Source organism: [Bacteroides] pectinophilus (assembly GCA_025146925.1).
GTDB lineage: Bacteria > Bacillota > Clostridia > Lachnospirales > Lachnospiraceae > Bacteroides_F > Bacteroides_F pectinophilus.
Map to the genome: position 1 here is coordinate 2959915 of CP102260.1, position 21619 is coordinate 2981533.

The window sequence follows — 21619 nt, forward strand, 5'->3', positions numbered from 1 at the left end:
CCTCATAAATCAGCCTTACCCACAGGCTTGTCAGCTTTTGCCATGGCATTAAGCCTTATCATGGCATATGCATCTGCCAGAGCATCTTCTATGCTGTAAGGTGATGGTCCCATCCCTCTGCTGTACAGTGCCGTCTTTTCCATAAGTGCGGCAATTGCAGTCTCATCCTCTGAAAGTCCGCACAATCCATGTGCAGGCTGATACAGAACTTTCCCTTGAAAGGAGATGCTCTCAACTTCCCTGATAACAGCAAAATTAGGGTTAATGTCTCCTCTGTTGACAATCCTTGTTTTTATATCAATATCTGCTTCTGCACCATTATTATTCTCATCAAGATAATACACCTTATCGTCTATTATCTCCCCTCTTGTTCCCTGAATTTTATACGTATTTTTCCTGATTGGTGAACGGTATTGCTCAGAATCAAAATCATACCATGCCACTTTACCATTTTCAAATTCAAATGAAGCCACACATCTTTTCTTGTCTGCAATCCTTCCATCAGTGTATCTTTCATATCTTGTAAGAGTCTCAGTCGTAGGAAATGTATAGTTCTTTGCCGTAAGACTATATTTCATTCCCGGATTTATCCCAAGATATGCACGCATAAGGCTTGCCCCATGATACTCATGAGCAAGTGAAATATTCATGCAGCTGACATCGCCTATTATTCCACTTTTAATAAGTCTGATAACTGCTTTATTATGCGGATACTCACGGTACTGTTCGGCAACCACCTGTTTTTGCACTGCCTTGTTATATTCATACATCCTGAAAAGTGATTCTGTATCAAGTCCTGCCGGTGTCTCTGACAAAACTGTCATCCCTCTGTCCATCCATTCTATAGCCGTATCACATATTGATGCCTTACTTACCGCAATAACCGCAAAGTCCGGTCTCATATTTATACAATCATCTATCGATGTAACTGTATTTATTCCGTATTCCTGCGCAATCTTATCTGCCTTTTCCTGTCTCCTGCAATACATCGCATCAAGGCAAAACAGTTCCGGCATGGCTTTTGCTACACGCACATAATACATCGCTCTCCATCCGGAACCTACAATTATAAAATGATATCTGTCCATATGCATCCTCCGGTAATAAATCTTTCAATTCTCCAATCATGCGTACATTCTGCTGCTCCATATATTAAGCCTGTTTTTCACACTAATTGTCTTTCTCCGTCTTTACATTTACAATGCATATACCTATGCACACAAGTATGAGTGCAACAAGCGCGTTCCAGCCAAGCTCTGCTCCGCCCTCGCCAAGCCACCATGCTGAGAGGATAACTCCGAATACCGGATTGGTAAAGCCAAATATCGCAACCTTTGAAACCGGGTTGTACTTAAGAAGTATTCCCCAGAGTGCGTATGCGACTGCCGATATGCACGCCAGATACAAAAGCATAAGGATGGCGCTAACCGAAACCTGTGTAATTCTTCCGCCCATTACAAGTCCGAGAATAACCATCACTATTCCACCGAATATGAACTGGTAACCGCTGAGCATTACCGGGTTGTCCTTCTTAGAATAGTTCTTCATGAGACATGATGAAAATGCATATGAAAGAGCACATAAGAACAGGCTTCCGTCACCCATAAGACTTAAGTCCATGTCTATCTTCTGTCCATTCATGCTGACAATGATAACGCCTGCGAATCCGATTACGCAGCCTGCCACCTTTTTAAGATTAAGCTTTTCCTGTCTGAATATCAGCGCTGCTACAAGGATTACAAAAAATGTATTGGAACCGTTTATTATCGATGCCTTAACACCACTGTTGTGAGCAAGTCCTATATAGAAGAATATGTACTGAAGTATCGTCTGAAATATCGAAAGCTTAACGATGCTTGGAAGCGAGCTTTTAGTAGGCAGCAATGCACCGCGGTTAAGAATGCTTCCGATAATTATTGTAAGTATTCCGGCAAGAACGAATCTTGTTCCCGCAAATAAAATCTGTGTCCATGTCTCACCTGACGGTATGTTAAAAAGCGCATATCCAAGCTTTATGCACGGTGACGCGCTTCCCCACAGGAATGTACACACAAGTGCAAGTGCGCACACCACCCATGTCTTCTGTAAAATCTGTGTCTTATTAACTGCATTGGTTGTATTTTTCATTATTTCTCCATTCTGCCGGGATAACTCCTTCGGCTTATCATATTATGATGCCAGGGGCAAAAGGTCTAAACCCACATGAGCTCGCTCATAGGTGGGTGAAAGACCTTGGGACCCGCCCCGATATGAGCATAAAAGTGGGATGATAATCCCACGATATGCGAATATTGGGTAGGATTGTGTGAGTGCGAAGCACGGAACAATCCGTAGGCGTCAAAGTCGGGGGCTTTTAACCCCGACATCATATTATCCCAAATATTTTGCACGCAATAGTTGCGGCAATTACTATCGCAAGCACTATGTACTGATACACACGCTCGCCCTTACCTGATGTTATCTCGGCTTCCACCCCGTAATGATGCAGACACCAGCACAAAAGCTCTATGTTCTCCATCATATAATTAACTGTAAATGTACCACAGATTTTCTTTCCGTATCTGTCATAGAGTGCCATTGAACCTTCTTCGCTGATACGCATTCTGCCTATATCGCGGATATCCATTCTTCTGCGTCCTATAGTAATCTCATCCTTATCAACCTTAATTTTCCTGCCTACCGAAAAAGGCTGAAGACTGCCATCTCCAATCATGGAATCAAACAGCGCCGCATCCCCCTTGCCCTCAAGCATTGTAATGCACTGCTTTATCACTGCATATTTTTTGTTTTTATCCTCATCTGATACAGCGTTATAGTACCTTAAAATATTCATCTGTGTATTTCCCCTCTATAAATCTATTTAAAAGCTTGATTCCATGTCTGATATCAGGATATGTGTCACTTTGCTTTTTTCAGCTCATAAGGCTTCTTAAAATCCAATTAAAAAAGACTTAAACCCGCACAGCCGTTACCGCGGCAAGCTTTCCGCCTAAGTCTTATTTTATTCCAATGTCCGCCTATTCAAGAGTTCCAAGCATTGCAATGAGCGTCTCCTTATCATTAAGCTTGGGATTCTCCATAACAATATGAAGCATGCTGTTAAGCGTCTCTCCTATTCTTGGGCCGCTCATTCCAAGCTCCATAAGGTCACTTCCGCTAATGTCAAGATCTTTTATTGAGATACAGTCGCCACGCTTTATTATCTCTTCATAAAGTCTGTTTATGACCTCAACGTGCTTTCTGGCTGCTGTCATCATGATACCTGTTGTCTCTTCCTTAGCTGCTATAACGCTTGTCTGATGCCGCATAAGCAGTGGCAGGAAATCTCTTCCGTACATGTGAATCGCTTCCCTTACCGCCGGTTCTGTCTCGTCTATTGATGTCTTAGACAGACGCACTATCTTGGTAACAGTATTAATCGTATTATTATCAAGCTTAAGTGCCTTAAGCTCAGCATTGGCATTATCCGCATCTGCAGCATTATAAAGAGCTGCATAACGAAGATACGGACTATTACCGGCATGCATCAGAAGCGTGAGTGTTGAGTTGCATCTTCTGTCTGTAAGTATTGAATCCATAACCGGAAGTACATACTGTGTAAGCCGTGTATCACACAGACGCTTCACATAATCCGGATGGTCTGACATAAGAATCTTGCCAAGTTCATCGTGAATTCTCTCCATGCTCACCTTGCTTATCGTGTCAGCCATTGCCCCGATTGCAGAATATGTATCCTCATCTATTATAAATCCAAGCTGTGCCGAGAATCTTATGGCACGCATCATTCTTAACGCATCCTCAGTAAATCTCTCACGGGCATCACCTACGCAGCGCACTATTCCGGCCTGCAGGTCACCTATTCCATTGAACTCATCAACAAGCCCGTCAGAATTGTTGTAAGCCATTGCATTAATCGTAAAATCGCGTCTCTTGAGATCATCCCTCAGATTCGCAGAAAACTCAACAGAATCAGGATGTCTTCCGTCGGCATAATTACCGTCAATCCTGTATGTAGTCACTTCATATCCGGTATCACCCATCATAACAGTGACAGTTCCATGCTTGATTCCCGTATCAACAGTGCGTCTGAAAAGCTGTTTTACCTGCATAGGAAGCGCCGAGGTTGTAATATCCCAATCCCCCGGCGTTCTTCCTATAAGGCTGTCCCTTACGCATCCTCCCACGACATACGCCTGTCTTCCGTCTGCCTCAAGTGTAGACAGAATCTCCTGCGCATCCGTGGGAATATTAATTGTTACATTATGTAAATCCAAATCATTCAAATCAGTCATTAATAAGCTTTGCCCCAATATACCATTGCCTTGGCAGGTCTGCCGCAGCATACGCACACATCAGAAAGATGCTCCTGCTCAAATGGCATACATCTTGACGTTGCTGTGGTCTCTTCCTTAATCTTATCTTCACATTCCTGATTGCCACACCACATAGCCTTAATAAATCCCGGCTTATTGGCAACAGCATCCTTAAATTCATCATAATTAAGTGCAACAGTTGTATGGCTGTCACGATGCTTTCTTGCTCTCTCAAGCATCTCCTTCTGGATTATCTCGAGAAGTTCACCAACCCTGACATCAATCTCATCAAGAGAAACTGTAATCTTCTCACCGTTATCTCTTCTGACAAGTACAGCCTGATTAGCTTCTATATCACGAGGTCCCATCTCTATTCTAAGCGGAATACCTCTCATCTCCTGCTCCGAGAACTTCCAGCCCGGACTCTTGTCACTGTCATCAACCTTAACGCGGAAGTTAGAAAGTACTTCCTTAATCTCAAATGCCTTATCAAGCACACCCGGCTTCTTCTGCATTACAGGAACGATACATACCTGTACAGGTGCAATTCTTGGTGGAAGCACAAGGCCGCTGTTATCACCGTGAACCATAATAAGTGCGCCGATAAGTCTTGTTGTCATTCCCCATGAAGTCTGATGAACATACTTAAGCTTGTTATCCTTGTCTGTGTACTGGATACCGAATGCCTTGGCAAATCCATCACCGAAGTTATGGCTTGTACCTGACTGGAGCGCCTTGCCGTCATGCATAAGTGCCTCAATAGTATATGTAGCCTCTGCTCCGGCAAACTTCTCCTTATCAGTCTTACGTCCCTTTATTACAGGAATTGCAAGAACCTCCTCTACGAAATCTGCATACAGGTTAAGCATCTGCTGTGTTCTTGCCTCAGCTTCCTCTGCTGTCGCATGTGCTGTATGTCCTTCCTGCCACAGGAACTCTCTTGAACGCAGGAACGGTCTTGTCTCCTTCTCCCATCTTACAACTGAACACCACTGGTTGCAAAGCTGTGGAAGATCTCTGTATGACTGTATCTCATTCTTATAGTAATCACAGAAAAGTGTCTCAGATGTAGGTCTTACACACATCTTCTCCTGAAGCGGCTGAAGTCCTCCTTCTGTCACCCATGCTACCTCAGGTGCAAAGCCCTCTACATGATCCTTCTCACGCTGAAGAAGGCTCTCAGGAATAAACATAGGCATGTACACGTTCTTCACACCTGTTGCCTTAAAACGGCGGTCAAGTTCATGCTGGATGTTCTCCCATATTGCATATCCGTCCGGTTTAAAAATCATGCAGCCCTTAACGCTTGAATAACACATAAGGTCTGCCTTCTTAACAACGTCTGTATACCATTGTGCAAAATCCTCTTCCATGGAGGTAATTGCTTCAACTAACTTCTTATCCTCTGCCATTACGCACTCTCCTAAAGTTTTTTATTAATTATTTTATCACGTTCAATATGGCATTTCAATAGCTGTATTCCGCCTTTTATGAGGCAATATGACACCGGACCGAGTACAAATCCCCAAAAACCATAGACAAGCAGACCTATATATATCGCTGCCATCATTGTTACCGGTGATATATCAAGCCCCTTACCCATGAGCTTTGCCTCAAGAATCTCTCTCTCAAAATACGTTATCACATATACTGTCATAAGGACTGCCGCATGCCATACATTGCCTCCAAGCACTGCCATTATGCTCCACGGAATAAGCACCGTTCCAGTCCCAAAAAACGGAAGTGCATCCAGAAGACCTATTGCGATACCTATTACCACAGCATACGGATTGCCTATAATCAGAAGCCCTGTCGTACACACCACCGCAGTACAGCATATTATAATAAGCTGCGTCTTAAAATACACATTTCCAAGCCTTGCAAGTGCGCTCCATAACACGTCTGCCTCTTCCCTGAATCTTGTATTTTTCTTCCACTTCCTGTAACTGTTCATGTCACGGCTCATATACACTGTGGATATTATAAGCATGAAAAATGCACCTGCCAACAAAAGCATTTTCTTCATAGCTGCAGATGCATATGCAAATGACGTTCCCATGGCAGAAGCCATCCGTCCACCATCAAATGATTCCTTCAGCGAATCAACTCCATTGCATACCATTCCATACATACGTCCAATCTCAAGTCCAAGCCACCCGTCCATGCGCTCACATGCCTGTAACACATGTGCATCACACATCCGGCAGTAATAATCATAATTACTTATAAGCCCCCTGATTTCTGATATTGCAAAATATCCAAGTGCTCCGATAACTATGGCTGCAGCCGCCGTCAGAGCTGTGACAATTACAATTGCCGCTGCCGTCTTATTCCCCCGGAACAGCCTGCCATGAGCAGTATCCGCAAGTGCCGTCACTTTATTCTCCAGAAGAACTGACAAAAAGAACGCCAGTACAAACGGTGCTGCGAGCGGCAGAATATATCTGATGCTTAAGAATACAGCAATGCTTATACCGGCACTTCCTCCAATAAGTATTAACTTGTCTCTGATATCTTTGTTCACCGGCTCCACCATATGCAGACGCTTTAACATCCACACCTATCTGCATTATGGTATTATTGTTCCACCAATTCTCCCGGCTATTCAGCAATTTTCAAAAATGACGGTTCCGTCTCGTAATGCCTGCCTGCAACATCCACTGCACATGCACACAGCGCAATCTGTCCATTTGCAAGAACAAGCCTCCCGGCTATATTACTGTTGCTGCCGTACTTTGCATCACCCACAAGTGCATGACCTCTTGATGCAAACTGCACACGAATCTGGTGGTGCCTTCCGGTTACAAGCTGAATTCTCACAACCGACATTCCATCAAGACTTCCTATCACCCTGTAATTAAGTTCTGCACGCTTTGCACCCGGCTCGCCCTCAGAAGCCACATGTGATGTATTGTTCCCGGCATCCTTTACAAGATAATCCGTCAAAGTGCCCTCAACTGCATCTATGCAGCCCCAAACAACAGCTATGTATGTCTTATTAAATGTATCCTGCTGCATAAGCCTGTTAAGTCTTGCAGCATCCCTTGATGACTTTGCAAACACCATAAGTCCCTCAACAGGCCTGTCGAGCCGGTTAATCACTCCTATATATGTGTCCTCGCCCTTCTTACGCCTGTATGTCATAAGCATGCTTACCATATCGGCATCAAATGAGCGGCTGCCCTGTGCAAGCACTCCCGCAGGCTTACGGCATATAATCATGCCATCATCTTCATATATAATATCCGGTTTCATAATCAGATCTTGAATCTGTAGCCAACACCCCAGATAGTCTCAATATACTGAGGATTAGATGTGTCAGCTTCGATTTTCTCCCTTATCTTTTTAATGTGGACTGTGACAGTAGCAATATCTCCAATTGATTCCATATCCCAGATCTCCTTAAACAGCTCATCCTTGGTATATACATGATTAGGATTCTGTGCAAGGAATGTCAGAAGGTCGAATTCCTTCGTCGTAAATGCCTTCTCTTCACCATTTACAAATACTCTTCTTGCAGTCTTGTCAATCTTAATTCCTCTGATCTCGATTATATCATTGTTGCTGCGCGCACCGCTTGTAAGGCTCTGATATCTTGCAAGATGCGCCTTAACTCTTGCCACAAGCTCACTTGGACTGAATGGCTTGGTCATATAGTCATCGGCTCCCAGTCCAAGTCCCCTTATCTTATCAATATCCTCTTTGCGCGCCGATACAATTATAATCGGTGTATTCTTCTGCTCTCTTACCTGCCTGCATATCTCAAAACCGTCAACTCCGGGAAGCATGAGATCAAGAATTATCATATTAAAATTCTGTGAAAGTGCAAGATTAAGCCCGCTTTCGCCATCTTTGGCAACAGTCACCTCAAACCCGCTCAATTCAAGATAATCCTTCTCAAGTTCTGCAATACTCTCTTCATCTTCAACAATCAACACTTTCTCACTCATTCTGTGATTCTCCTTCGCTTTCATTATTATCTTTAATCACCTTTTTAAGACGGATATTCATAACTGTTCCGATTCCTTCCTTACTCTCGGCCCATATCATTCCTCCGTGCTCTTCTATTACCTTCTTAACTATCGCAAGCCCGATTCCGCTTCCGCCCTGCTTGGAATTGCGCGACGAATCCGCCCTGAAAAACCGTTCAAATACATGCTTAAGATCTTCCGGGCTGATTCCCTTACCATTATCCTCAATACGTATCAGCGCATAATCTCCGTCATTGAACAGCTCTATCCTTATCATACCCTTGCGGTCAGACATATATTTGACAGAATTGCTTATTATATTATTGATAACACGCTTCATCTGCTCAATATCTATCATTACATACTGCTCTTCATTAGAGAAATTATGGTATTCCATGCTGATGCCCTTAGTCTCAAGCTCCAGTCCTATCTCCTCACAGCAGTCTTCCATATAATGATTAATATCTATCTTAGTAAATGTATACGGAACCCTGTTCATATCAATTCTTGAATACATCGTAAGCTCGTCAATAAGCTTGTCCATATCAGAAGCTCTGTTATATATGGTCTTAAGGTACTTCTCCCTCTTCTCCGGTGTGTCTGCCACACCATCAAGCAGCCCCTCGACATATCCCTTGATTGCTGTAAGAGGTGTCTTAAGGTCATGGGAAATATTCCTTATGAGCTCCTTTTCCTCTGATTCTGCCTTAATCTTCTCCTCGGCATTATTCTTAAGGATAATTCTCATCTCCTCAAAGTCCTTGGTAAGTGACGCAATCTCATCACCACTGTACTCTACCGGCAGTTCAAAGTCCAGATTGCCCGCCTGAATATTCTGCGCCGCAAGCTTAAGACGCATGATAGGCTTAACTATAGAGCTGTGCATCCACAAAGTGAGCAGCAGGCTCGTCATAATAAGAATAATTATTACCGCCAGCAGAAGCTCCATAAGCATAAGCTTCATCTGTGGAACAATCTTAACAGTTGCAGTAAGAATAAATGCACTGTAACAATTGCCCGCTTTATCAGTAAAATCATACTGCTTGACAAGACACTGGTACTCATCACCATAATACACATTGTACCCGGAATTATTGTCACCCTCTCCGTAATCAGGGAGCATGTCGTCCGTAAGACTCTGGGATTCTCCAACATCAGAGAATACTATCTCATTATTCTTACGAAGAATAAAATTAGAAAATCTGGCTTCAACATTGGCAGATAACTCCTGCAGATACTTCTGGTCATTGAATCTCTCCGGATTCTCCGTTGCCTCTCTGCGTATCTCATCATATATTGAATTGGTAATTCTGCTTAACATAGATGCCGGAGCAAGATTACTGCCCCATTCCACGCCCTCAACCTCATAGTTTGTCTGCATGCCCTTATTCTGGATTACCATAATTCCGGTAATTACTATACTGCACAATACTATCGGAAGCAGGAACATCACAACAAATGATACCTTAAGTTTGGTATTAAGCTTCATATAACATCCTCATCACAGGTAATTATTAATTATATACCCATAAAATCACACTTATTATCATAAGAAATTTTATCACGATTCACCATAAAATGATATTAAATAATCATAAAAAACGCATGCGGCATTCATGCCGCATGCGTCACAAAAATTATCAGCCTACTCTGAGCTTAAACTTCTGTATCTCTCTGTCCGAATCAACTTTCTCAATAAGTGCCCCCAGTGAACGGAGCTTAATCTCAAAGTCCTCATATCCACGCTGGATATACTGTATATCATCTATTATAGATATGCCATCTGCCGCAAGTGCCGCAATTACAAGCGCTGCACCGGCTCTTAAATCAGGTGACGCAACCTGTGCACCTGTAAGCCCCGGAACACCCTCTATATATGCAGTATTGCCCTCAACTTTAATCCTGGCTCCCATTCTGGTCAGCTCATCAACATACTTGAATCTGTTCTCAAAAATGCTCTCAGTAACCATGCTTGAACCATTAGCAAGTGCCAGAACAACTGCCATCTGCGGCTGCATATCCGTTGGAAATCCCGGATAAGGAAGTGTCTTTACATTCGTGCTTCTAAGGTTAGGATGACCGACAACCCTTACCGCATCATCATACTCTGTAACTTCACAGCCTATCTCGATAAGCTTCGCAGAAATAGACTCCAGATGCTTAGGAATGACATTACGTATTGTAACATCACCCTTGGTTGCCGCAGCAGCAAACATAAATGTTCCGGCCTCAATCTGATCCGGAATAATTGAGTACGTCGTGCCGCTAAGATGCTTAACACCTTTAATCCTGATTACATCAGTTCCCGCACCCTTAATATTAGCTCCCATAGAATTAAGGAAATTGGCTACATCTACAATATGCGGTTCCTTAGCTGAATTCTCAATAATAGTGTTGCCTTCTGCCATACATGCCGCAAGCATTATATTAATTGTTGCACCTACCGATACCACATCAAGATATATATGGCTTCCCTTAAGTTCCTTCGCCTCAGCGATAACCATTCCGCCCTTAATCTCAACATTGGCACCAAGTGCACGAAATCCCTTAATATGCTGATCAATAGGTCTGCTTCCGATATTACATCCGCCCGGAAGTGCTACCTCAGCTCTTCTGTACTTGCCAAGAAGTGCTCCGAGAAGATAATATGATGCTCTTATCTTCTTAATGCTGTCATTATCAACGATAACATCATTAATACTCTGACCGTTAATCTGCACTGAATTATTGTAAACGTACTTAACCTTAGCTCCTATGCCTTCAAATGTCTGGAGCAGCGCACGTGTATCTCTAACATTAGGAACATTCTCAATTGTAACAGTCTCGTCAGCCATTATTGCAGCTGCAAGGATTCCAAGTGCCGCATTCTTGGCACCACCGATGGATACATCTCCGCAAAGAGGCATGCCACCTTTAATAATATACTGTTCCATGATTCCTCCAAAAATCTTCAAAAAAATAACCTATAAAATTATATCACATCATATTATTTTGTAAATAGCGTTTTTAAATCCAAAAAAGCCTAAAAAACGGGACGATAATTAAGTATACCGTCCCGTCTCAGATATTCTGTCAATTATTAATACTTGTTAACGTAATTAAGCGGATTGACTGCCGTTCCATTAATCCTTATCTCAAAATGAAGATGCGGTCCGGTACTGTCACCTGTATTGCCGCTGTAAGCAATTACATCATACTGATCTACCGTCTGTCCTACAGATACTTTAATTGAACTTAAGTGTCCATATCTCGACATAACACCATTAGCATGCTGTATATCTACGCAGTAACCATATCCTGAATACCATCCTGCTCTTACTACACGTCCGGATGCTGTCGCCATTACAGGTGTTCCCTGGCTGCAGCTCCAGTCTATTCCTGAATGCATCCTGCCCCATCTGTACTCAAAACCTGATGAGAATGAACCGCCATATATAGGCTTAATGTATGTCGGAGGTGTCTGTGTACCAACCTCAATAATCTTTGGCTGTGACTCCTCAATAATAGTCTGTGTAATAATATCTCTTGAGCTTTCCTTACCGTCAACATACTCGATATCAGCAGTAACACGTCTGTATCCTTCAGTACCTTCCTGAATTACATTGCTTGTACCACGATACATTGAATCATTATCAACATACTGCACATCAGCATTGTATGATTCCTCATATGTCTTACGTTCCTTAGTAACTACTGAAAGCTCAGGTGTAGGCACTGTGATTATAAGCTGGTCACCCGGCATAATCTTTGTATCCTCTGTGACGCCTTCGTTAAGATCATAAAGCTCTGAAAGCTTAATATCGTTCTTAGATGCAATTCCTGAAAGCGTGTCTCCCGGAACAATCTCATATACTGTCTTCTCAGCCTTCTCCTTGGTAACTGCCTCAACAGCATCATCAAGGCTGACTATCTGTGACTCATCTGCTGTAGTCTTAGATACGGATACGTTCTGCTGGAATGAAATCTCTGTGAGACCTTCTGCTGTGCTTCCTTCCTTAACCGATGAATCTGATGAAAGTGCTCCGTTCATTGCGGCAGCAACTATATCACTTGAATTACTTCCGATTCCTGACTTAACCATATCAACTGAATACTGGTTAGAATCATTGCTGTCAGCAACAAGGTTAACCTGGAATTCATTGTTGGAATCAAATCCCGACTTAACCTTATCCATAAGCTTAAGCACATCATCCCTGCTTCCGACTGTAACAGTAAAGTCATTTATTCTTACTGTGTAAGCTTCCTTGACATCTACATCAACAATGCTTGGTGCAAGGTTATCATATATTGCATTCTCAATATCCTGCTCTGACATTCTTGTTGCAAAGAGCCTGGACTCTTCATATACCTTAAAATCAGGATCCATGTAAACTACTTCTGAGTGCTCACCGCTAAGACGCTTTCTCGCTGCTGCCATAGCTTCATTAGCTTCATCTACAGAATTGACCGCACCAATCTCATTGCCATCAAGCACTACTGTATAGTAACCTACACTGCTGTCCTTCTTCATTTCTGCTATAGGAATATAAAACAGACAGAAAAGGCATGTAAGTGACATTGCCTTAACAAGTGTAAGTCTTATCTTTCTATTGTATCTGGTCAGCTTAGACATGTTTCCTCCTGTCATAATTTTAACATTTTGTAATAGATTTGTAACAATTGTTATCTTAGCACTATAGCAGCTTAATGTAAAGGTTTTTTCAAGTTTTAGCAAATTGTACTTAAAAAAGTACAATTTTTGTGTGGCTTTCAGGCTTTTTCGGCATCCATCTCATCCTTTATTCTGCCCTGTATATCATTAAGGCATTCAAGAAGCAGCGGATTAAATGTTCCGCACTCGCCATTCATTATCATCTCTATTGCCTTTTCGTGTGGAAATGCTTTCTTATACACACGCTCACTGGCAAGCGCATCATATACATCCGCAACAGAAACCACCTGTGCCGATATAGGAATCTCATCCCCTTTAAGACCATCCGGATATCCCCTGCCGTCATACCGCTCATGATGCCATCTGCATATCTCAGTAGCAACCCTGACAAGCTCCTCATCCTGATACATGGTAAGGCTGTGAAGCATTGACGCCCCAATCATGGTGTGCATCTTCATAATCTCAAATTCATCTGCCGTAAGTCTTCCCGGCTTATTAAGAATCTTTTCATCTACTCCTATCTTGCCTATATCGTGCAGTGCCGAAGCTGTTGTTATAAGATATCTGTCATGCCATGAGATGTCATATTTGTCAGTTTTCTGGATAAGCCTTTCAAGAAGCATTCCTGTAATCTTATTAATGTGCAGTACATGGCTTCCGCTTTCGCCGTTACGGAATTCGACTATGTGACTGAGGATTCCAATCATCATCTGATTATCCTTCTCCTTCTCATAAATCTGTTCTGTAACAAGCTGTACGAGCCTTCTCTGCTTGGAATAGAGCTTTATTATATTGAATACCCTGTTATATACAACTTTTGCATCAAACGGACTGCTTATGTAATCCGACACACCAAGAGAATAAGCACGGCTTACATTGTCATCCGAATTATCCGTGGATATCATAATTACGGGTATATCCTCAATCCAGTGATTCCTGTTCATATATACAAGCACTTCAAAGCCGTCTTTTTTCGGCATTATCATATCAATCAGAACCAGTGCTATATCATTCTCATACCGGCGGAGCATATTTATACACTCTTCACCTTCTGATGCCTGAAGAATTCTGTATCTGTCCCCAAGTATGTCAGCAAGCAGCTCTCTGTTAACCGGTGCGTCATCAACTATAAGTATCTGCGGTCTGTCATCATTACCCCGGCAATTCTTAACAGGTTCCGCTCTGTCTTCTATTATGTCATTCTCGGTTATGACCATATTCTTTTTCATCTTAGCCTGATACATAAGCTTATCAGCCCTGTCAAATGCGTTCTCTACCGGCTCATTGGCTGCAACAACTCCGCCAATGCTTGCGGACATCTGTATTCTTGAATATCCGGGAACACTTGCAGCGTGTATTGTAGTCTGTATCTGCCGGAGTCTGGCTGATAAATCCGCACTGCTCACCCCGTCAATAATTACAATAAATTCATCGCCGCCAAAACGGATAAGCCTGTCAGTCTTACGTATACACTTTCTTATTGCATCGGCGGCAGAGATGAGCGCCATGTCTCCGGCACTGTGACCATATGTATCATTGTAAAGCTTAAAATCATCAAGGTCTATCAGTGCAACTCCCGCACAGGTTGTCTCTTTTCTGGCTTCATCCTCATAATATCTTCTGTTGTATGCACCTGTAAGCGCGTCCCTGTACAGCTTATCAGTATATCCCGAGAGCTTGCTTACAAGCCTCTCGCATCCATCCGAATCTATAAGCGTGTCGTCATCAAGCTTCTCTATGAGCTCCATTACATATGGTGTGCCTTCTATCTCGAGATATTCCGCTGTTACCTGATATACGTCTGAGCCGATAAGTTCAAGCTTTGTCTTACGCGTCTTGTCACAAAGGCATTTGGCAGAAATACAGTTCTTACACGGCACTTTTTTCTGCCAGTAATCGTAGCAGCTGCATTTCTCCTTCTCTTCCCCCGGTCCCTCACCGCTGTGCACCTTTGCAATTGAATCTACATCAAGGAGGCGTACAACAGTAAATACATCCCTGAGCATATTCATTTTGTCCTGCACCTGCTGCATTGTCATGCCACTGCTATTCTTCATGCATCTGCCTCCCGCTAAGTTATAGCTTTATATCAATTCTTACATTCTTTCCGTTTCTCATTTGCTCTTCTTATTTGACTTTTTCTTTTTCTGCACAGAATATCCGAATCTGCCAATCTTTTTCCCCAATTCATAATACTCTCCATGTGAATAAGCCACCAGGCCGGCATCATTAAGGTGGAAAACATTCTTTGAATCCATATAACTGTCATCAACCGTAACTCCAACAACCTCTGCAATAAAAAGGTCATGGCTTCCAAGCGGCTTAACGTCAACGACCCTGCATTCGATATTAACCGGACTCTCAGCAATTCCCGGTGCACTTACGTTCTGTGATTCCTGTGGCGTAAGATGCATCTCCTTAAACTTGTCAACATCACGTCCCGACTTAACTCCACAATAATCTGTTGCAAATGTAAGCTTCTTCGTCACAAGATTCACAACAAATTCCTTTGTCTCGCTGATTATTGCATGTGAATAACGTTCTTTACGCACCGCTATTGAAAGCATTGCAGGTGATGAACAGACAGTTCCCGCCCATGCTACTGTGATAATATTAGGCTTCTCACCCTTTCTTGCACAGCTTACCATAACGGCAGGGACCGGATACAGCATATTTCCGGGCTTAAAGCTTATCTTTGACATAATCAACCGCCTCCATAATTATTGCTCCATGATCTGCTGCCAGACCATTGCTTTGTATCAGCCTGTAATCCGGTGCCTTAAGTATACTGTCTGTGTACATCGTCCTGACTACCGTCGCACCAACTGATATATCTTTGCACTTAAGTTCAAGCTGTAATTCTTCCGTGCTTATTCCGTTATTCTCCTTAACGCCCCTGCTCTGCCATGCAATATCAAACCACTCTGCATCTTTGGCATCATCCCCGGCATGTGCCTCTATCATTCCGTCAGGCACAAGTGCCACATAAGCTGTTGTAATTACTCTTGTCCGCGGATCCCTGTCGTACACTCCGTAACTTTTGAGCTGTTCAATATCTATATTCTTAATTCCGGTCTCCTCTTCAAGTTCCCTTCTTGCGGCATCATCTATGCTCTCGCGGAACTCAATAAATCCGCCCGGTGTAGCCCACATGCCTATACACGGATGATTGCGCCTCTTTATCAGCAAAATCCTCTTAAGGCTTCTCTTACCATGCTCCTGCGCATATGTAAACACAAGAATATCCACAGTATTACATGGATTATCATACTTGCGGGGGTCATATTCCTCAAGGAATTCCTGAAGCGTCTGCCCCGCCTCGTTAAGTTCACCGCTTCCGATAAACTGCCTGTTCTGTTCTTCGCTAAGAAATGTCATATCTGCCTCTTTTCAAATTACTGCATTATAAGATGTCGGAATCAAAAGCTCCGGCTCTGATGCCTGCGGCTTGTTCCGTGCCCCGCACTCCCGCGATTCCGGCATCATTACAATTAAATATAGCATTTATTTACTATTTATTCCACCAAAAAAACCGGCAGATAATCCGTCTGCCGGTTAATTCAATCCAAAATGAATATTAGAACATAAGTCTTACAATCCATGTTACAAAGCTTACAACAACGTATGATGCACCCATAACAAGCGGAATGTTCTTCTCATTCCTGCAGAGTGAACGGATAGCCATGAATAAGAAAACATATCCTGTAACCGATGCAAACAATGAGATGCATGATGCAAGGTGATCAAGGAAACCGATTGAAGTAAGTCCTACAAGCCAGTTAAGAGCCTTGGCAGGTATTCCGAATATTGTAAGGATGCCATAAGCTGCAAGTCCCTGCGTGAACGTAATGTCTGCCTTGTCAAATGCCTTAACAAGGACCTTAATCATTAATGCAAATACAGCCGCTGCAACAGCAATAAGAAGAATCTCAAGGAACATATTCTTAAAGATTGCTCCTGTTGAATACAATCTTCCGTACTTTGAACCCGAATTGCTTATAAGCATCTGGAAAAGTCTTACGATCATATTAACTACAGCCTGTGCACCGATAAGGAATGCAACAAGAACTATATTAGCATTAGCCATGTATGAATTAATTGTATCAACGGGTGAACTGATCAGGCCCTTGAATATTGCAAAGTAATTAGCTGCCGCATTAGCGCCTGCCTGCTTAACTGCCTCCATCTGTGCCGAAGAAGGTGCCTGCGGTGCTGACATCTGTGGCGCTGCTCCCGTTGGTGCCTGTGGTGCTGACATCTGTGGTGCTGCTCCTGTTGGTGCCTGTGGTGCAGTCATCTGTGGTGCTGCTCCTGCCGGTGCCTGTGGTGCAGTCATCTGTGGTGCTGCTCCTGTTGGTGCCTGTGGTGCGGTCATCTGTGGTGCTGCTCCTGTTGGTGCCTGTGGTGCGGTCATCTGTGGTGTCTGCTGCTGGCATGAGCAGATCTCGCCATCCTTTAACGGCTTTCCACACTTAGTACAAAAACCCATCTTACTATCCCTCCTGAAGTAAAAATATAAATTTTATAAAAATACTATAAAATTTTATCATAGTTTAATTTTATTAGCAACTAATTTTCAGTGTGGTGTCTGCGCTCCTTGCGCTTATCCCGTATTGCCTGCTGCTTAAGCCGTATCTTCTGTGCGCCTGCTTCATCCGTAACCTTGATAATACGCACAACATAATACCTGCCGTTATCCGCCTGCTTGACTCTCATTCTTGTCTTGACATATCCGTGCTGTCCACACTGATACAGTGCATAATACACCTTAGTATTGCCGGAAAACCACGGTATCAGCTCTTTGCATACATTGCCGCATTTGTGGCATCTGCATACTTCAAGTTCCTTATTGGCAAGCGCTCCTTCCCTTGTTCTGAAGCCGCGTGAGATGTATTTTTCGTATGTGTCATACATCGCGTGAATCTCCTGTGAACGGCGGTACGGAATTCTGTAACAGTCGATTGAATAGTATCCCTTTACACCTTCAATATCCATCATCTGCATTACATGCGCCGTATATCTTGCATCATTAATTGCCCTGTGGAATTCTTCCGTCTCGCTTAAGTGCATGGCCTCGATAACACTCTGTAGTGACCGCCTTATCTTGCCATCCTCATAAAGAATGCTGTAGAACTTTTGTATATCGTAGAATATGAACGGCATCGGAAATTTATTCTCAACACCAAAGAAATTCATATTACGCTGCAGTTCAGTAAGGTCACCGCTGCCCCATATGCAGAACATATAATCTTCGTCACACCACTCAAGGAATTCCTCCATAACCTCCGGGAATGCTCCTCCGGCAAGCAGCTCCTCACTGCTTACGTCAAGAAGTTCCTTAACAATATGATGAAGCTTTGTATATAGCTGCGGCCTGATAAGCCTGTCAAATTCACCCACAACATTAAATGAACTGTCCAGCTTGACTGCCCCAATCTCGATAATCTCAAACGGGAGCTTTTTATTCTCAAATTCTTTGCCTTTTGGACACTGGTTCCATTCCAGATCCATAACAATATAGTTCATAATTACCCTTTCACATCTGCACTGTGGCTGTTAAAATATACAAAGTCATCTATGGCATCAAGTATGTCTGCAAATGTTTCTCTCGGAGCCTCTTCGATATACTTTGTAAGTATATCCGGTTCTTTGTCCCCTTTATATCTTCCATAGAATATATCATACAGATTATGTCCCCTGACGTAAATCCTTATTTTTTCGAGATTATCCTTAATATCCTCAGGACCGTCTATCTTTATCTTAAAGCGTTCCTGCATATTTCTCATGCTTTTGAGCTTATACAGATATTCTGTGTACTTTGCATAGAGAATATCATAGAACTGCTGCTCATTCTTAATGACACCGATCTTCGCCATTACCTTCGGGTCAAGGAAATAATTCTCAAATGAGTAATATTTGAGTATAAGCACATTGCGGTCCGTCACCCTCGGTATAGTTCCCGTATCCTCATGCTCCCTCGCCCGGTAATAGCCGCATAACTGATCCTTTAACATCTGCGGATTCTTACCGTCGCTGTCTCTTATCATCAGAAATGCATCCTTAAGGTAGAGTGAATTAATGTACTTGAGGTTGGCATGCGTCTTGATATTGGTACAGCTGTTAGTCGCAATAATCGCCACGCGGTTAAGATGCCCGTTCTCATCAACAATCTCCGAATAATACTTCTTAAGGAGCAGCGGCAGCCTGTTACGGTCCTGCTTGCCCTCAACGATGAATACAAAGCTGACGTTAAGCAGGTCATTGGCAGTATATCCGAGATTATCAAGAATCTTATCAATATCTGTTGACGGATTAAGTATCGTAGAGCCTGTCCTGTCAGTTATAACCTGATGTATCTGCTTTGTTGTAAAGTTAAACAGCATAACCGGCGCATGTGTACAGAACATTATCTGATTCTTCCTCGACAGCCTGTACATTATTTCGCCTGCCGCTTTCTGAAGCTGCGGATGAAGAAACAGCTCCGGCTCTTCTATTATAATTATGTATGGTGCAATATTATCCGTCTCTACATATGTTTCAAGCAGTGAAAGAATATATATGCTCTTAAGTCCCTCGCCATATGACTGGATATCCGCCTCTAAGCCTCTCGCATCATTATTGATAATTGTATTAATCTTAAGCTGTCTTGCGGCATCAAAATCAATCTCATATCTTACCTTCTCCGCAATCGCACCATTCTTGACAAAATTACGGTTAAGCTTATCAGCAAGGGCATTCAGATTGATATTGAACAGCTTATGCTGCATAAGTCTTGAAGTCTCCGCAAGAGTAAGCTCGTCCGGTTTTTTCTGATTAATATAGCCTATGCAGCTGAAGCACTGGTTGCATTTTTTTGCCGAATCAAATATGCATCTTGACGTATCCAGTTCTGCAATCGCATTATTGCCATACAGAAGATTGATATCCTCAAGCATATCCGTCTTGTTGCGCCCATGGTCCACATAATATATCTTAGGCATAACCATCTTTATAAATGGATTATTCTTCTTAACACCGTCCCGGTATCTTACAGCGCCATCTCTTCTGTACACATACTGGAATTCAAGAATGCCGCCGCAATATGACGGAAGCTTCTCGCAAAAGTCTTTCTGCCACAGATCATAATGCTTATAATTGCTCACAATGCCATTATCATGAAGATATTCAAGGTCATCCTCATTAATCTCAAGCCTGACATCTATAACAATATTGCCTACATCTTCATGAAAATCTTCAGCACTTACAGAATAATCACCGGCAACCGCGCGTACCGCGTCAAGCACATTGCTCTTACCGGAATTATTGCGTCCTACAAGTATAAGTGCGTCGTCGATATCTGTAAGTTCAAGATCTTTTATGGATTTGAAATTCTTAATATGAAGATATCCTATTCTCATGCCTGTGTCCCCATTTCTTCAATCAGTCCTTAATCATACATCCCTCAAGCATAAGCTTATACAGGGTAGGTGACAGATGGAATTCCTCCATAAGTCTTGTCACCTCGTCAAGGGACTGCTTACGCTTTGTCCCTGTCTTTTCGGCTCTTATAAGCAGATTCTTAGGCGTATGCGCAAAGTCAACAAATTCCATGACCTGTGTCCTGTATCCACAGTACTCAAGAAGCTCCGCCCTTATTGCATCTGTCATAAGTGCTGCCGTTCTCTCTTTTATGAGACCATATCTTGTAAGTACCGAATAATTATCACTCTCTATCTGACCGTTAAGTTCATGCTGGCAGCAAGGAACCGAGAAAATCATCTTTGCATTCCAGTATACAGCATTATACAACGCATAATCCGTTGCCGTATCACACGCATGAAGCGTAATTACCATGTCCACAGGCTTATCGCTGTGATAACCGTTTATGTCACCAACTTCAAAATGCAGCCCGTCATAACCATACTTTGCCGCGGCCTCGTTACAGTGTTTAATCACGTCCTCCTTAAGGTCAAGTCCGGTCATCGTTACATTCATGTGCTTTACTTCTGTGAAGTAGTAATAAAGAATAAATGTAAGATATGACTTACCGCAGCCAAAATCAATTATATTAAGGTTCCTGTATCCTTTATCCTTAATGACATCATCTATAATCTGTGCAAATCTGTTAATCTGCTTGAACTTGTCATACATGGTACGGACAACCTTTCCCTCAGATGTCAGAATACCCATATCTATCATCGGCTCGATTATATCGCCCTCATTAAAAATGTATTCCTTCTTCCTGTTATGTCCCGCTGCAATCTTCTGTGGGTTGAACTGTGTTGTGCGCTTACACACCATTGATGCCGTACCCTTTTTAGATACCATGACAGAACATTCCTCCCCGTCTGTCCATGCATTGAGCTGTCCGTATCCGGTTCCGAGCCATCCCGCACACATATCTATAAGCTTCTGCTCATCCCACGCAGATACATTCTCATGGAATGCCTGCTTTTGTGTAAGTCTCTCTATCTGATATCCCTTTTCCTTGCGTACCACCGTAATTTTGCGGTATCTGACATCTTTCGACACTGCCTTGCTCACTACAATTTTGAGTGGATTCTTTGCAAATATTTTTTCTATATAATCTCTAACTTCCTCTGCCATTATTACTTCTCTGCCTTTCAAATGTGTACAAATATACTTTCATAATTATAAATCAAAATATACCAAATATATATATTATCATTTTTTCTGCATATATG

At 42.6% G+C, this 21619-nt stretch carries 18 protein-coding genes; all 18 read right to left on the minus strand.

Going from position 1 to position 21619, the window contains the following annotated elements; genetic code table 11:
* Positions 1–2: 2 nt before the first annotated feature.
* The 18 genes from NQ488_14025 to NQ488_14110 all read right to left on the minus strand — a co-directional run bounded on the left by NQ488_14025 (position 3) and on the right by NQ488_14110 (position 21521).
* Positions 3–1088 carry a Gfo/Idh/MocA family oxidoreductase gene (locus NQ488_14025; protein UWN95638.1) on the minus strand — a complete coding sequence of 362 codons (1086 nt, stop codon included), beginning with the start codon at positions 1086–1088 and terminating at the stop codon, positions 3–5.
* An 82-nt stretch (positions 1089–1170) separates the two neighbouring features.
* A complete protein-coding gene (locus tag NQ488_14030) occupies positions 1171–2127 on the minus strand; it encodes a DMT family transporter (GenBank protein UWN95639.1) in 957 nt (318 codons plus the stop codon).
* A gap of 238 nt (positions 2128–2365) precedes the next feature.
* Positions 2366–2833, minus strand: coding sequence for a hypothetical protein (locus NQ488_14035; protein ID UWN95640.1), 468 nt, complete (start codon positions 2831–2833; stop codon positions 2366–2368).
* Positions 2834–3017: 184 nt separating this feature from the next.
* Positions 3018–4292, minus strand: coding sequence for a CCA tRNA nucleotidyltransferase (locus NQ488_14040; protein UWN95641.1), 1275 nt, complete (start codon positions 4290–4292; stop codon positions 3018–3020).
* On the minus strand, positions 4292–5725 hold the full coding sequence (proS, locus tag NQ488_14045) for a proline--tRNA ligase (protein ID UWN95642.1): 1434 nt from the start codon (positions 5723–5725) through the stop codon (positions 4292–4294). Before proS ends, NQ488_14040 begins: the two co-directional genes overlap by 1 nt.
* A gap of 11 nt (positions 5726–5736) precedes the next feature.
* Entirely contained in the window at positions 5737–6837 is a 1101-nt protein-coding gene (locus NQ488_14050) for an AI-2E family transporter (protein UWN95643.1), read from the minus strand.
* A 77-nt stretch (positions 6838–6914) separates the two neighbouring features.
* Positions 6915–7568: an RNA pseudouridine synthase gene (locus tag NQ488_14055; GenBank protein UWN95644.1), complete on the minus strand. Its 654-nt coding sequence runs from the start codon at positions 7566–7568 to the stop codon at positions 6915–6917.
* A gap of 2 nt (positions 7569–7570) precedes the next feature.
* Positions 7571–8263, minus strand: coding sequence for a response regulator transcription factor (locus NQ488_14060; protein ID UWN95645.1), 693 nt, complete (start codon positions 8261–8263; stop codon positions 7571–7573).
* Complete coding sequence (locus tag NQ488_14065) at positions 8256–9773, minus strand: HAMP domain-containing histidine kinase (GenBank protein ID UWN95646.1); 1518 nt, start codon at positions 9771–9773, stop codon at positions 8256–8258. Before NQ488_14065 ends, NQ488_14060 begins: the two co-directional genes overlap by 8 nt.
* Before the next feature lie 151 nt (positions 9774–9924).
* Positions 9925–11217, minus strand: coding sequence for a UDP-N-acetylglucosamine 1-carboxyvinyltransferase (locus tag NQ488_14070; GenBank protein ID UWN95647.1), 1293 nt, complete (start codon positions 11215–11217; stop codon positions 9925–9927).
* 146 nt (positions 11218–11363) lie between these two features.
* Positions 11364–12896, minus strand: coding sequence for a peptidoglycan DD-metalloendopeptidase family protein (locus NQ488_14075; GenBank protein UWN95648.1), 1533 nt, complete (start codon positions 12894–12896; stop codon positions 11364–11366).
* A gap of 137 nt (positions 12897–13033) precedes the next feature.
* Positions 13034–14992, minus strand: a complete 1959-nt coding sequence (locus tag NQ488_14080; GenBank protein ID UWN95649.1) for a diguanylate cyclase — start codon at positions 14990–14992, stop codon at positions 13034–13036.
* A 57-nt stretch (positions 14993–15049) separates the two neighbouring features.
* Positions 15050–15637, minus strand: a complete 588-nt coding sequence (locus NQ488_14085; protein UWN95650.1) for a flavin reductase family protein — start codon at positions 15635–15637, stop codon at positions 15050–15052.
* The gene (locus tag NQ488_14090) at positions 15618–16313 is read right to left on the minus strand and encodes an NUDIX hydrolase (GenBank protein ID UWN95651.1); all 696 of its coding nucleotides are present in this window, start codon (positions 16311–16313) and stop codon (positions 15618–15620) included. Before NQ488_14090 ends, NQ488_14085 begins: the two co-directional genes overlap by 20 nt.
* Positions 16314–16512: 199 nt before the next feature.
* Complete coding sequence (locus NQ488_14095; protein UWN95652.1) at positions 16513–17424, minus strand: hypothetical protein; 912 nt, start codon at positions 17422–17424, stop codon at positions 16513–16515.
* An 80-nt stretch (positions 17425–17504) separates the two neighbouring features.
* Complete coding sequence (locus tag NQ488_14100; GenBank protein ID UWN95653.1) at positions 17505–18461, minus strand: exonuclease domain-containing protein; 957 nt, start codon at positions 18459–18461, stop codon at positions 17505–17507.
* 2 nt (positions 18462–18463) lie between these two features.
* Positions 18464–20332 (minus strand): AAA family ATPase, encoded by a 1869-nt coding sequence (locus tag NQ488_14105; GenBank protein UWN95654.1) that lies wholly within the window; start codon positions 20330–20332, stop codon positions 18464–18466.
* Between the two features lie 22 nt (positions 20333–20354).
* Positions 20355–21521 carry an SAM-dependent methyltransferase gene (locus NQ488_14110; protein ID UWN95655.1) on the minus strand — a complete coding sequence of 389 codons (1167 nt, stop codon included), beginning with the start codon at positions 21519–21521 and terminating at the stop codon, positions 20355–20357.
* Positions 21522–21619: the final 98 nt, after the last annotated feature.